This is a genomic window from Enterococcus sp. DIV1059_2 (genome assembly GCF_051713685.1).
GTDB classification, from domain to species: Bacteria; Bacillota; Bacilli; order Lactobacillales; family Enterococcaceae; genus Enterococcus_D; species Enterococcus_D casseliflavus.
The window spans coordinates 958,361-972,327 of the sequence record NZ_JBIOQK010000001.1 but is presented as its reverse complement, the minus strand read 5'-3'; the positions used below and the strand labels follow the sequence as shown (position 1 = coordinate 972,327).

13 protein-coding genes and 1 tRNA gene are annotated in these 13,967 nt (G+C 38.5%); 1 reads left to right on the top strand and 13 read right to left on the bottom strand.

What is annotated here, in order from left to right; all coding sequences use genetic code 11:
* Positions 1-33: 33 nt before the first annotated feature.
* The 9 genes from IGI72_RS04625 to IGI72_RS04585 all read right to left on the bottom strand — a co-directional run bounded on the left by IGI72_RS04625 (position 34) and on the right by IGI72_RS04585 (position 9,139).
* A complete protein-coding gene (locus IGI72_RS04625) occupies positions 34-840 on the bottom strand; it encodes an MBL fold metallo-hydrolase (RefSeq protein WP_005231151.1) in 807 nt (268 codons plus the stop codon).
* Between the two features lie 55 nt (positions 841-895).
* A complete protein-coding gene (locus IGI72_RS04620; RefSeq protein ID WP_005225285.1) occupies positions 896-1,750 on the bottom strand; it encodes a two-component system regulatory protein YycI in 855 nt (284 codons plus the stop codon).
* A complete protein-coding gene (locus tag IGI72_RS04615; RefSeq protein ID WP_223597469.1) occupies positions 1,751-3,061 on the bottom strand; it encodes a YycH family regulatory protein in 1,311 nt (436 codons plus the stop codon). It abuts the gene before it with no gap.
* The gene (gene walK, locus IGI72_RS04610) at positions 3,058-4,899 is read right to left on the bottom strand and encodes a cell wall metabolism sensor histidine kinase WalK (protein ID WP_005225283.1); all 1,842 of its coding nucleotides are present in this window, start codon (positions 4,897-4,899) and stop codon (positions 3,058-3,060) included. The genes IGI72_RS04615 and walK overlap by 4 nt, the downstream gene beginning before the upstream one ends.
* A gap of 3 nt (positions 4,900-4,902) precedes the next feature.
* Positions 4,903-5,607 (bottom strand): response regulator YycF, encoded by a 705-nt coding sequence (gene yycF, locus IGI72_RS04605; RefSeq protein ID WP_010747607.1) that lies wholly within the window; start codon positions 5,605-5,607, stop codon positions 4,903-4,905.
* Positions 5,608-5,739: 132 nt separating this feature from the next.
* A complete protein-coding gene (locus tag IGI72_RS04600) occupies positions 5,740-6,600 on the bottom strand; it encodes a DegV family protein (protein ID WP_005225280.1) in 861 nt (286 codons plus the stop codon).
* Positions 6,593-7,159: a DUF1836 domain-containing protein gene (locus IGI72_RS04595; protein WP_010747605.1), complete on the bottom strand. Its 567-nt coding sequence runs from the start codon at positions 7,157-7,159 to the stop codon at positions 6,593-6,595. Before IGI72_RS04595 ends, IGI72_RS04600 begins: the two co-directional genes overlap by 8 nt.
* A gap of 495 nt (positions 7,160-7,654) precedes the next feature.
* Positions 7,655-8,842, bottom strand: a complete 1,188-nt coding sequence (locus tag IGI72_RS04590; RefSeq protein WP_223597470.1) for a tyrosine-type recombinase/integrase — start codon at positions 8,840-8,842, stop codon at positions 7,655-7,657.
* A 60-nt stretch (positions 8,843-8,902) separates the two neighbouring features.
* Positions 8,903-9,139, bottom strand: coding sequence for a helix-turn-helix domain-containing protein (locus IGI72_RS04585; RefSeq protein ID WP_074536550.1), 237 nt, complete (start codon positions 9,137-9,139; stop codon positions 8,903-8,905).
* A 79-nt stretch (positions 9,140-9,218) separates the two neighbouring features.
* Here IGI72_RS04585 and IGI72_RS04580 point away from each other — a divergent pair.
* A tRNA-Lys gene (locus IGI72_RS04580) sits at positions 9,219-9,291 on the top strand.
* A gap of 524 nt (positions 9,292-9,815) precedes the next feature.
* Here IGI72_RS04580 and IGI72_RS04575 read toward each other — a convergent pair.
* From IGI72_RS04575 to IGI72_RS04560, 4 genes are all read right to left on the bottom strand, one after another.
* Positions 9,816-10,211 carry a hypothetical protein gene (locus IGI72_RS04575; RefSeq protein ID WP_074536551.1) on the bottom strand — a complete coding sequence of 132 codons (396 nt, stop codon included), beginning with the start codon at positions 10,209-10,211 and terminating at the stop codon, positions 9,816-9,818.
* Between the two features lie 13 nt (positions 10,212-10,224).
* Positions 10,225-10,965: a helix-turn-helix domain-containing protein gene (locus IGI72_RS04570; RefSeq protein ID WP_074536552.1), complete on the bottom strand. Its 741-nt coding sequence runs from the start codon at positions 10,963-10,965 to the stop codon at positions 10,225-10,227.
* 1,050 nt (positions 10,966-12,015) lie between these two features.
* A complete protein-coding gene (locus tag IGI72_RS04565) occupies positions 12,016-12,363 on the bottom strand; it encodes a DUF7006 family protein (RefSeq protein ID WP_074536553.1) in 348 nt (115 codons plus the stop codon).
* A 333-nt stretch (positions 12,364-12,696) separates the two neighbouring features.
* A complete protein-coding gene (locus IGI72_RS04560) occupies positions 12,697-13,713 on the bottom strand; it encodes a DUF916 and DUF3324 domain-containing protein (RefSeq protein ID WP_074536554.1) in 1,017 nt (338 codons plus the stop codon).
* Positions 13,714-13,967 lie beyond the last annotated feature (254 nt).

The following is a 13,967-nucleotide window of genomic DNA, read 5'->3' as shown; positions in this document are numbered from 1 at the left end:
CTCCACCCGACAATTTTATCCTTTGTTGATCGATTAGATTGCAAATAACTCCGTCGCTTTGTCAGGATCGGTATCATAGACTTCAAATGTTTCTCCAACACCTAGATCATGTTCTTTCATGGTGTTGACCATCGTTAAGTGCGCCAACTCTTTCAAGTTGTTTTCTTTACTTAAATGACCAAGATAGACCCGTTTGGTATTGTCGGTCAAGATATCCGTCATGACCAGAGCGCCATCTTCATTCGATAAGTGACCACGATCTCCAAGAATTCGCTGTTTGAGGCTCCACGGGTAAGGGCCCATTCGCAGCATTTCTAGGTCATGGTTGCTTTCCACAAGGTACGCATCGGCGCCTTTGATAATGCCTCGCACATGATCGCTGCAATAACCGGTGTCCGTCAACATCACGAATGATTTGCCGTCTTTATGGAAACGATAAAATTGCGGCGCTGCAGCATCGTGAGAGACGCCAAAGCTTTCGATGTCCAAGTCACCCAAGGTCAGCACTTTTCCCATTTCAAAGATATGTTTTTGTTCGACAGCGACGTTACCGATCATTGGATCCATCGCTTGCCATGTTTTTGTATTCGCATAGACATCAAGTTTGTATTTTCGCGCCAGTACTCCGACACCGTGGATATGATCTCGATGTTCGTGGGTCACAAGAATGGCGTCCAAATCTTCTGGTTTACGCCCTACTTCATCCAATAATGAAGTGATCTTCTTGCCGCTCAAACCGGCATCCACTAAGATCCGCTTTTTATTGCTTTCGATATAGAGCGAATTTCCTGAGCTTCCGCTGGCTAGAATACTTACTTGAAAGGCATTTTCCTTCATCATGGTTTACGTGACTTCCTCTCTGGTTGTTTCAACGAATTCCATTATACCCGCTTTTTTATGGATTTTCTACCTTTTGAACGGCATTATTCGTGATGATCCGATTGCTAAAGGCATTGACCGTTTCGATTTGGATGGTGTCATCGCCATCTAATTGGAACGCAATAAACCATGCAGGAATATACACATTTTTTTCCCTAACCTTCAAAATCATCGTATAGGCTAATTCCGTCCAGAGAATTTTCGAGTGACTCGGCAGCTTGTTGTTTAGATAAAGCGTATTTACTGCTTCTTTTTCTGAATAGACCGTCATCTTTTCCCTTAGAGGCGTAATATTGGAGATATGTGTTTGCGTGTAACGGGCAATCTGCAATAGATCATCCGTTTGTTCTAAGGTGATATCGATTCGACTTGAGCTGTCATTGAAAGGAATGCCTTCATAGGATTGAACCGCCACCACGGTCGGATGATTGGCGTTCAAGACAGAGAGGTTTTCCAAATAGTCATATTCATCCCCAAACAGGACTTGATCTTTTCGTTGCAAAAAACCATTGACGGTTTCTTCCGTTTGGGAATCATCACTGATGTAAAAGCCATTGGTTGAGACATGGATCAACTGCTGCCCTTTGACCGTCGACCCTCTTTTGAACTGCGTATTGAGTTGCGGATTTCGTAGCTCCACATCAAAATCCGTCTGTTCACCGCTCAAATAATAGCCACTCAAGACCTCATCTGATAATTCGCCCGAATAGCGAATGTCCTCAGACTCGAGGCGTTGTTCGATAGGAATCGTTTGGTTTGATTGTGAAACCATCTGATGCTCGCTGCGAGCCTCACTGTAAACATTGAATAAAAAGACGTTCAGACCAAGAAAAGCGAGGAAAAAAATCCATTCGATTCGTTTAAAATCCAATTAATTCTCCTCCGTTTCTGCTAATTTTGTCATTAATGCATCATAACTGATCCAAGACGAGTCATAATTGACATACCAAGCAGGCGTCAAATCAACGAGTGGTGCATCTTTGATCTCCCCCCATTGATAGCCAACGATGATCTGTTGCAATAAATCAGGATCAGCCCCTGCCGCAATCAGCTCATTTTTGACCGACAAACTAGAGGGCAATTCAATCTCGGTTTCAGAAGGAATCGGCACTTGAATCGCGTTCAAACTGGCAGAAATCGTCATTTCCCGACTGCCGGTCTGACCACTTTCTGAAAAAGCCACACTAATCACCCCTTGACCACCAGTACTAAAGACTGGATAGCCTTCAACGAAAACCCGATAATCCAAGTGCTTGTCTTGTTGATCAAAATAGCGGATCGTCCCAAAATTGTTGCCTAAACGAATAATATAATCCGCACTCAACATCGCCAGGTCCGTTTCATCGGAACCATCTGTGGTAGTTTCAAACTTGACTTGCTGCTGATCTTGCAAGACCGTCATGTTTTGCCCACCTTCATAATAGTAGGTATCGACACTTTCATCATTGATCTTGACGTTTTTAGGATTGCTGAAAAAGGCTTCTCGAAACAAGCTCTGAGATTGGGTCGAAGAATAGTAGCTGTATTTTTTCAGCTTGATCGAATCCTGCGTATAATATTGCTTGCTGGATCGTTCTTCATCTGCCACCATTGTCGTCCATTCCCGAGGGTTGTCTGCTAGTAAGTGTTTTACTTGGGTTTTGTCCCAGTCAATTTTACCTCGCACCACTCGTTGATGGGTAAAATCAACAAATTGGATCGTGTTTTCTTCAAGGTCAAACTGGATGCGGGAAAACGGAAAATCCTCTGTTTCACTTTCGTCCTCTAAGGACAGCTCTTTTTCAAAGGTTTTCTCATAATCTTTCAAGTAAAACGTCGTATAGTAGTTTAAGGACACCCCTTGATTGACTTCTTGGGCTTTTGAAAAAGCTTGTTCCTCGCCATAGGTCCGCAGCGTCAAATCACTGATCGTTGCCTCATTGATCACCTCTTGGATCTCTCGAATCACCGCTTCAGAGTTGGTTTCTTTGATCGCGTCCTCGTCATTCCAAGTCAAATACAGGGGCAAAAACAAATCGCTTTTTTGTTTGTAGGTTTGAACCGAAGGATTGACGCCGGTATCTGTTTCCGTGCTGGCATTGTTGAACCCAGTCGGATTCAGCCAAATCATATAGGAGAAATAAAAACTCAAGGCGATCATTACGATCAAGCCTACACGAATGATTTTTTCTGAGATTCTCATACCCACCAATCCTCCTCATACGGTTCATACGGCAACATGATGTAAAATGTTGACCCGCGATTTTCTCGACTTTCCGCCCAAATCGCACCGCCATGAGCTTTGATGACTTCTCGTGAGATCGCCAATCCTAAGCCAGTACCTCCTTGCTGACGGGCACGAGCTTTGTCGACTCGGTAAAAACGATCAAAGATCTTCGTGAGATCTTTTTTCGGAATCCCTAGTCCTTGGTCATTGATGCTAAGTACGATGTTGTTATGGGTCTCCATCAATTTCACCGTAATGATCCCGCCATCTGGCGAATATTTGATGGCATTATTCATGATGTTATCGATCACTTGGATCATTTTATCGGTGTCGACTTCCACCCACAATTCTCGTTTAGTGAACTCCCGACGAATCAAGTATTTTTTGCTTTCATTCGTCACCATCATGTCAAAACGATCCAACACGAAATTGACCATCTCATTGAAGTTGATGTATTCCAGCTGCAGTTGCGAATTGCCGCTATCCATCCGCGACAGACTCAACAAGTCATTGATCATCCGAATCATTCGATCCGTTTCATCCAACGTCACTTTCAAAAAGTTCGGCGCAATTTCCGGGTCTTTCCAAGCACCCTCACTCAACGCTTCGATGTAGCTGCGCATACTCGTTAATGGTGTCCGTAACTCATGAGAAACGTTGGAAACGAACTCTCGCCGTTCCTGTTCATTTTTTTCTTGCTCTGTAACATCGTGCATCACCGCAACTAACCCAGAAATAAAGCCAGACTCCCGACGAATCATGGAGAAATCGATGCGCAAAATCATATTTGTTCCCGTCAAATCATTGCTAGGACGCTCCAACAGCATGTCTTCAGGATTTTCCAAAAGCTTTCGTAACGTGTATTCTTCATCGATTTCCAATAACGTCAAAATCGACTGCCCGATCGCTTCTTCGTTGCTGACATTTAACAAGGACATCGCCATCTCATTGATGGTAATGACTTTGCCTCGTCGGTCGGTGGCAACAACGCCGTCTGTCATGTGGGATAAGACGCTGTCCAAGCGGTTTCGCTCAGATTCCATCGCCTCTTGAGTCTCTTCGATTCGTTCTCCTAGTTGATTAAAGGTCTCCGCCAGTTGCCCCAATTCATCTTTTCCATGAATCGCGACCTTGCGGCTATAATCTCCTTTGGCGATGCGAATCGCTTGTTCGCGCATCTCTCCGATCGGTTGGGTGATGGAACGAGAGACCAATAGTGCCACAATGATCGAAATCACTGCCGCAATCAGTGAGGCTGTCACAAAAATGACCGCAGTCGTACTGACTTCATTGTATTTTGACTCAAGATTGCTCCGTAAATAAAGGGTTCCTAAAACGGTATCCCCTGTCGGTGATTGGATCGACTGCACGATATTGAACACCCGCTGGCCGCTGGATTCATCATAGAGGACTTCACTGCGGTTCGTATCGTAATCACGGTAATCATTTTTTTCTCCCACCGAGCCACGATCATTGATATTGGTGGTTGCACGAATGATCCCTTGCTCATCCACCACCCGCATCTCCAAAATTTCCGATGAGTTGGTACTCGTTAAGATTCGATTCAAGGAAGCATTCATGGAATCCCAATCTAAACCGTCATCATTATCCATGCGACTCAATTCAGAGCCTAATGTTACCACTAACGTGCTGGCACGTGCCTCCATGTCGCGTTTGAAGGCATCGACCGTTGTTCTTTCCAATTCGCGAATAAAATACGCCCCGATAATCTGGATCGCAATCAATAAGATCAAGATAAAAGTCAGGGCGATTTTGAAGTTCACCGATTGAAAAAAGCGAACTTTATTTTTCATAGCTTATTCCTGTTCTGGGTTCCGCAAGTAATAGCCCACTCCGCGACGAGTAACCAAATAATTTGGATGGCTCGGGCTGTCTTCGATTTTTTCACGTAAACGACGCACCGTCACGTCAACGGTCCGAACATCACCAAAGTAGTCATAACCCCAAACCGTTTGCAATAAATGCTCCCGGGTCATCACTTGACCAAGATGTTTTGCCAAGTAGTGCATCAATTCAAACTCTCGGTGCGTCAATTCGATGGCTGCACCATTTTTAGTGACCATGTACGCATCAGGATGAATGGTTAAATCACCAATCGTTAATTCGCTGTTGGCGTTATCGTCTGCTTCCTTCGCAGCTGCCGAGCCGCGACGCAGATTGGCTTTGACGCGGGCCACCAATTCCCGGTTTGAAAATGGTTTGGTTACATAATCGTCCGCACCAAGCTCGAGGCCTAGTACTTTATCGATTTCAGAATCTTTGGCTGTGACCATGATGATCGGCATGTCATGGGTTTTGCGCACTTCCCGTGCAACTTCCAACCCATCCATTTTTGGCAGCATCAAATCAAGCAAAATCAGATCAGGATCGACCTCGGCTACTTTTTCTAATGCCTCTTCTCCATCATAGGCGGTATATACTTCATATCCTTCTTTGGTTAAATTAAATTTGACGATATCAGAAATTGGTTTCTCATCGTCCACGACTAGGATCTTTTTCAAAAATGTCACCTCAATTTTTTTTGGTTTCTTACTTATTATACATTATTTAAACGGGCTTTTCATCTTTCCCAAAAACCGCAGCCTCATTCTTAAGGAAAGCACAAAAAAAGAAAGGCACGGGGCCTTTCTTTTTTACTCTTCTAAAAGCTGGATACCGATCCCTAACAACCCAGGACCCGTGTGGACGACTAATGCGGGAGAAATTTGTCCAAATAAGATTTCTTTGACCTTAGGAAATTCGGCTTCTAATCGTGCTTTCATTTCTTTGGCTTCTTGCAGTGCATCACCTTGCGCCACAGCTAAACGCACATGGCGATGATCACCGATGAATTGCTTGATCAAGTCAACGGTTTTGTCCAAGCTTTTCTTCCGTCCACGAGATTTTGCGACCGTATAGTAGATCCCTTCTTCATTACAAGAAATAATTGGGTTCAATTTCAAGGCATTACCTAAGATGGATGCAACCAGACCGATGCGGCCGCCTTTTTGTAAATACTCTAAGGTAGCTACGTTGAAAAAGACTTTGTTTTTCGGCACTTCATTCGTTAATTGTGCCCGCAGTTCTTCCCAAGTCACGCCTTTTTCTAACAGTTCTGCTGCACGAATCGCTTGCAGCCCTGCACCGATTCCGATATTTTTCGTATCAAGCACGAAAACCTCAAGATCCGTCCGTTGTTCACCTAACAGGCGAACGACGTTAAACGTTCCGCTCAATCCGCTGGAGATGGTTACGGCAAAGACTTTCTCATACCCATCGGCTTTGATCCGATCAAAGATTTCCCCGATCGCAGCACCGTCAGGTAACGAGGTACTAGGGATCTCTTGCGGCAAGCGCTCGTAAATTTCTTCCGCAGTAATATCAACTTTATCGGTATAGGTCCGATCCTTGTAGATAATTTGCAATGGCAGCATATACATGCCGTATTGCTCCATGATCTGTGCGGGAACATCGGTACCTGAATCAACTAATAGGGCAATTTTCTCTTTATTCATGGGCTTCTCCTTTATGTGTTTCTAAATAAATGACTTCTAATTCAATCGTTTTTTCTGCCAATAGTTTGTTGGCAAAGGAACGCGTCGCACCTTTCATGGCTACTAATTCAATTGGGATCGGTTCCGACGTCATTTGTTCGGGTTCTCCCATCGCTTCTTTGCCGACAAGGTGGATCGCTTTTTCTTGTTCTTCACAAAATACATTGTAGGCATTTCTGATGCCGACAACTTTCCCTTGAAAAAGGATCCCCGTCTTTATTTCAGGAATCGTCAGCACTTGCTTGAGCATCGTGATCGCAATCAAAAATGCGAGATGCTTTTGATTGTAACGTTTCTTCTCTGGTGCTGGAATCATCCCTTTTTTGACATAATTATTGACCATGGAAGAGGTCAATAGCGGATGCTTTTCCGTTTGGATCACCGGCGATAAATATTGATCGATCAATGTGATCACCTGATCCATATACAGTTCCAGCGTTGGCAATTCTTCCCATCTCGGCAGGTGGAATTTCAGCAATGAATTGCCCCAATTTTTCATGTCTGCTTGTAATTTTTCCATGTCATCCTCCATTTTGACGAACAGAAGGTTAGATTATCACAAACTAATCATCTAGTTTTGATAACTAGATATATTTTATCACGGTTTTCTGAGTTTTTAAAGCAATCTGATCAATCTTTTAAGAATTTCCTATCATTTGAATTTGGGGAACGAATGGTGTTTTTTTAAGATAACGTCAGTTTCTCAACTGAAAAAAGCGCATATTTTTTTCAAAAGAATGATTGATTTTTCAACAACGGAGTGCTAAGATAATGAAGTACTTTTGGTACGGGCCGTTAGCTCAGTTGGTAGAGCAGCTGACTCTTAATCACCTGCCCTCTTATGTAGAGGTGTGTTTATAAACGTTGATTTATAGAGGTTTTAATGAGGTTTACTTAGTTGATAATCTTCAAGCCTTTTAATTGCCAACAATTTGCCAACAAAATGACAGACTTTTTTTAATAGTAATCGTTTAAAGACTTGCCAGTTAATTTTGATCAAGTCTTTTTTTGTTATTTATTTTTTGAATCCAAATGTATTTGCTAAATTTTCTGCAGAAGCATATTTGAAACTTGGATCAAGGTGTGCGTAAAGATTAGCAGTTGTCGTATAAGAGGCATGGCCAAGCCACTCTTGCACCTTCTTCATGTGCTCACCATTTCCAATCATTATAGAAGCTGTTGTATGTCTCAAATCGTGGAATCGTATCCTTTTTATATTGTTTCTCTTGATTACCTTCGCAAATCGTTTGGAAACGAAATCTGGTCTTATGATATTGCCATTTTCCATGGTAAAGAGATAATCGTCGTCTTCGTAATTATATTCAGCTCCGAAAAGCTTTTTATTTTTTTCCTTCCACCACGCTAATTTCACTAACTCCTCTTCAACTGTTTCTATTAAAGGAACAGAACGATAGCTGGAAGCATTTTTAGTTCTGTCTTCTTTAAGAACGGTTGTTAAGTCTTCTTTATTTTCCAAAACTACGTGTTTAATGGTAATCGTCTTATTCACAAAATCAATCGCATCCCATTTAAGCCCTAAAACTTCACTTCTTCTAAATCCATAAAATACTGTTAATAGAATTATTGGATAGAGCTTCTCACCTTTAAATAGTTGAAGTAGTTTTAGCACATCATCCTTTGTGTAAAAGTTTGGCACGAAGGAGTCCTTTTTTGGTCTACGTACACGATCAGCAATATTTTTATCTATCTGTTCTGTCATAAAAGCTTCCTGTAAAGCTTTTCTAATAAAAGCGTGATAGTGTAGAGCAGTATTTCCAGTGCACCCATCGTCTAATATTTTTTGATAGAACCTTTGCAAGTGGACCGGTTTTAAGTCAGATAACATAATTCCACTTGGTCCAAAATAATCTTTTATCCTAATATCGATGTAACGTTTATAACTAAAATAAGACGTTTTTGACAGTTGTGTTTTAGCAGTTTCAAGATAACTATATAGGTAATCGACAAAAGGCGTTTCGGTTCTTTCCAGTTTTAAAACAAGATAATCCTCTTGTTTCATAGCAATTTCTTGCTCGATCTCAGATATAAATTGTTCTTTTATTCTTTCAGCTCTTTTTTTATTTCCTTTCATTTTTAGTTTGGTATCTCTCCATCGTTGAGAAGTTTTTCCAAAATCATCTTTTATTGTAACGACAACTTGGAGAGTTCCTCGTTTTTCTACAATATTCGCTCGTAATTTCAATTCAAATCCTCCTAAAAATGAAAAAAGCAAGCTATGGAAAACGCAATTCTAACATCTTTATTATACCATAGCCTGCGTATGCTCATCTGCCACATTTTGGGCATCTTGTAAGTATTCGATCACACACTTTTTAGGAATCTTGTAGTTGCTGCCTATCTTGACATGTTTTATCTTGTTCGATTTTAGTAGCCCATAAGCTTTATTTCTCCCTATCCCTCCTAACATTTCTCTCAATTCATTTATTCCAACCAGATCTTTATAGTTCTCAAACATGACGTCATAAATGTTTCGCTCCATTTTTACCTCCTAAAAAAAACCATAGATTATTGTTGCCAACATTTTAAAATAGTGATACTATATCAAAGTAATAAATTTTGGGCCATTAGCTTAGTTGGTAGAGCACTTGACTCTTAATCAAGGTGTCGAAGGTTCGAGTCCTTCATGGCCCATTGGGTGCCAAACCCACGGAACAGGTAAATGTTGGTGCGAAAGCATTTCGAAAACATTTATGCTGTTCTTTTTTTATTTTAAACATTTTCTAAACCACCTTGGAAAAGGTACACAGGAGTCTCCTCCTCCCCCTGTTCGTCAGCGGGACGCTTACGTGAGTATCATTATCTTCAACAATTATCTCTTTGCCTAAAGTTTCCATGCTTTAGTCGCAACTTTTGGTTTATCGCTCCTTCAAATCTAAGAGATCTTGGCGCCAAAAGTTGCCTGCTACTTAATCACTGAAAAGAATTTAGAAAATGGGCTATTTGGTTATCAATGAGCAATAAAAGAACGAAAGCGTTCCTTTCTAAAATAGTTTTACCAAATTTTTTTCAGAATATATATAAGTACAGGCTAGAATGACACATATTGAAAAGTAGTTGATCCGAAACACAAAGACTAGTGATTCTAAAAGAACAGTATGTCTCCTTCCTTCAATTAATTGTTAGTGATTGAAGACACCACTGGATTCATTTATCGTTCATTTTGATTTTCTTCTATATTGATAATAGCCCCTATATACTCGCTCAACATTAACATGAGTATCATCGTGCATCCTCTTAAGATAGTTGCTTTGCAAATTACTATAAGATATTGATATTAGCTTTTCTTTCACCAAGTATTCATAAATAGTTTTTGATCTAGTTGGGATACCTTTTTCTTTTAAAAAAGAAGCTATATATAACGAAATAATGTCATAATTATTCTTATATTTTTGGTAATCATTCTCTCTTACATATTCTTCATAAACTCTCTCTTGTGAAACTTTCTTGTCGTATTCAAATCTTTGATTCTTTAACAGAACATATTCTTTTGATAAAGCAACAATTTCATCCATGATTTCTATTAGACGAGCTTCTATTTCTCTACTTCCCATATCACTTTCACCTCTAAATAGTTAGGCTGTGCTCTTTCCAAGAATTAAAATAGTTTTGTCTATATTCTTTTGGAGATAACCCGGTTTCCTTTTTAAAAAAAATAGTAAATGCACTGGCGTTAAAGAAACCAGCTTTCTCACCAATCTCAAAAATTTTTTCATCTGTCGATTCCAACAAATTTTTCGCTAACGTAATTTTGATATCATTAATTAAATCCTGAGGCACTTTATTTAATTTGTTCATACAAAAACGATTTAAAGTTGGTTTGGACATGTGCATAAACTCTGCCAAGTCACTAACGGTCACATTTCCAGATAAATTCTCTTGTATGAATGCTATTAACTTAAATATTTCAAAGTATTCTTTTAGCGTAGAAAGATTCAATCGAAATGTCTTTCTTATTATCATTTCGATAGCGGGATTCACTACATACGTTCGATCTCTCGTTTCAAACCTTGTAAAAAGTAACTGAATTAAGCTAGATAACTCTTGATTGATTATCAGATCAATCTTTTGAATATAATTTGAAGAAGGCTTACAAAATAAATTCAACTCGACAATAATGATTTGATTCATTAAGCTCTGCGAAATGTAATGGAAGATCATATGTGATTCTATCAGAATTATTTCTACCTCAGATTTCTCCATATACAGTCCTTTCTTCGTCAACAGGATAGCCCAACCATTTGCGCCATGATCATTTGGAGAATAGTTATTACCATTTGTATAATAGATATTTTTGATTTCTATCATTCTTTTCACCCTCCTACTTTATGCTACTCACTTTATTTGTAAAAGTTGTCATATTCTGTACGTATTCATCAACTTCTTAATTCACTTTTATCATAAAGTATAAATAAGTAAAACGTTTTCAAATAATAATGATTAAAACCGCAAAATTATTGATTCAAATTACAAATTATTATTATCACTTCTAAATATTTCAATCCATCAATGCTAAATTATCAGCATATAATTTTTCTTTTTAAGCGATTCAATATACAATCCAAATTTCAGTAAAATATATCACTTATTAAGAAATAACACCGATAAAAAACTCTATAAACGAATTAAAAATAACTATTTAATATAAATAACAAAATTTCATATCTTCTCACGAAGTCCTGCCAAAATACTTTTTAATAATCAAAATGTCACCTAACTTTTTCGAACGCCTAACCTCCTCTTTATAAGTGTTAATTGATGCCTTTGGAGACACAGATCCTAATTTTTTCTTTTTACTTATTTATTGAACTTCTTTAACCTTTATATGGCGGTTTTCGAGTAAACCTTCAAAATTTTCTAACCTAATAAGAAAAAGTCATCACTAATGCGATGATTTATCCTGATCCCAATAGAAAAATAATAGATAAGAATACCCATACAAAAGAAATATTACTAGTTTCCTACGGATTTGAATCATATGAGTAATTGAGAACCAGGCCCTTTCTTGATCATCAATTGTTCAATGTGGAAAAGCAAAAAATCTGGGCCAGATTGATGTTCAATCTGACACAGATTTTATTTTGCACAACTAATCAATCTTTAATGACTAAGGTTTTTTTAATCATGTATTAAAATTAAATCTACTCATTATTACATATCTAGGAAAATCTTTCCCTTACTGAAAAAGCTATTCCTGCATTAATTGTAAAGTCCTTGTTTATGCTTTATGAAATCAAGAAATATAAAATTTTGAGTCCACGCTAAGCAAAGTCCCATTTTAAAATGTTCTTAGTTTACATTTCATATTCTTCCACCACTAACTTTCAAGAAAATAATTATTTCCTCTTTCTACTGATATCAAGAGATATTAAATATCATTGAATTTTCCGTTTTCATGCTTAAATTATAGCCACATAACTCTTTGAAATAGGTTCGATAATCATTCTCGGTGATTCGAATGATTTCATTACTTGAAAATTCTTGAATTTTACACAATTCCACTAAAAGATTCAACTTTGCATCAATCCCCAGTATTTCTGGAAGATCTTGCCAAAATGTTGTTTTTGAAATATTATCAGTCAGCTCTATCAGTCTAACTATCTGTTTATTGATATACTCTCGAATTTCTTCTGTATCTCTGCGAGACTCATCCAATTCTTGCCAGAAATAGTTAGTATAATCTTTTTCTGTTGTGAATAGAAGCATGTTTATTTTCCTTTCCAAACATTTAAATGTTATATTTGGTACATTCTAGCTACGCATTATTTTAATTCTTTTCACTGCCATCATTATGGTCTGTATCCTTTTAAAGAAACTATACATGACTAAAAATATTTTTTTCGTACAGTAATCAGGTGGATATCATATACCCTTAGACATGTAAAATAACACTGAAACTTAGTCAGAACCTCTCACCTATCATCTTAATTGACTTAAATTAGCTTAAGCAACTGTAACGATTGTTTACTGTATTCTTATGGATTAATTTTTTTTGTTAGAGAATTTACTTATTTGGTCTCCTATCACTATGCAATCTTCTTAAGTTGCTTTCTTATTCTTATAAAAAAACACTAAGAGTAAGAGTATAACAAGAAAAATAGAGATAAATAACCAGTAATTATTTGGACTAGAAATAGTTATATCTTGTCGATTAAATTCCTTAGACGTCTCATCATCTACCACAAATGACCTCGTCCACTCCCACTCTAATTCTCCTGAATTTGCTTGTAGATGGAGAACATAAGTTCCTGGGATAAATGACTCACCATTCAAAGGAATTGGAAACGCAAAATTGGAGTGAGGAGCCATTTGCATTCCTGATGCCTCTGTGGAATAAAGGCGTTCTGTTTGATCTTCATTATAAATTGATGCAATAACCTCAAACTGATTAACAAACGTCCCCGATTGATTTTGAATCTGAGCACTAAACACATTTCTAAAGTTTAATTGGTCCGCATAGACATCTAAAAGATCTAGCTCGGGAGAAAGTTGCTCCCGCTTATTCGATACAACGAGGCCCATAACATAAGACAGTGTGTTCTCAATAGCCATTGATTCTTCTGACAAATGCTCACTATCTTTGATTTCTTCCACGCGAATTCCTGCTGCTAGAACACCTTCAAATGGTTTATCTTCTGGTAAGGTTAATAAGAGATCTAATTGTTTCGTCTCCCCTTCACTAAGAGTAATCTTGCCATCTCCTTGAATATAATCAGCCAAAAAAAATGGTAGGGTGTCATCTGGGATATCGGCGTCACTACCATATTCCACTACACCACTCACATTTGTAAAAGCTGTATGTACGGATATTGATAAGTTGATCTCTTCATCAGACATATTTCGTAACTCCAAAGATAACGTCTGGCTTTCTCCAGGCTCAAGATTCAGATCAAAATAGCCTACCTCAGAATTCACTTGATTTTCACTCAGAATCGGTCTAACTGAAAAACCAGCAGATTGATCAGCAAAAGCAACTGGGCCAAAAAACAGGGTCAATATAAAAATTACCACTATGTACATCATAGTTTTCTTACTGTCAAATAGTATTTTATTCATAACGATCTTCCTCTCTATATTCCACGGGGATTGCCTTCATTTCTTTTGTTACTACCATTAGTGCCTAATTCCTACCCAGCATAGCAAAATTCATGAATCATATACGCTCGATTTGTGCATGCGACGATGACCAAACTGACCATCATGATTACTAATGAGGAGCAGTACCGCCAGATTCCTCTTGCTTGTAATCCTCGCAAATGGCCAAACAGAAAAATAGCCTAACAACCAAAATGATTTCCTATTGGATGTTA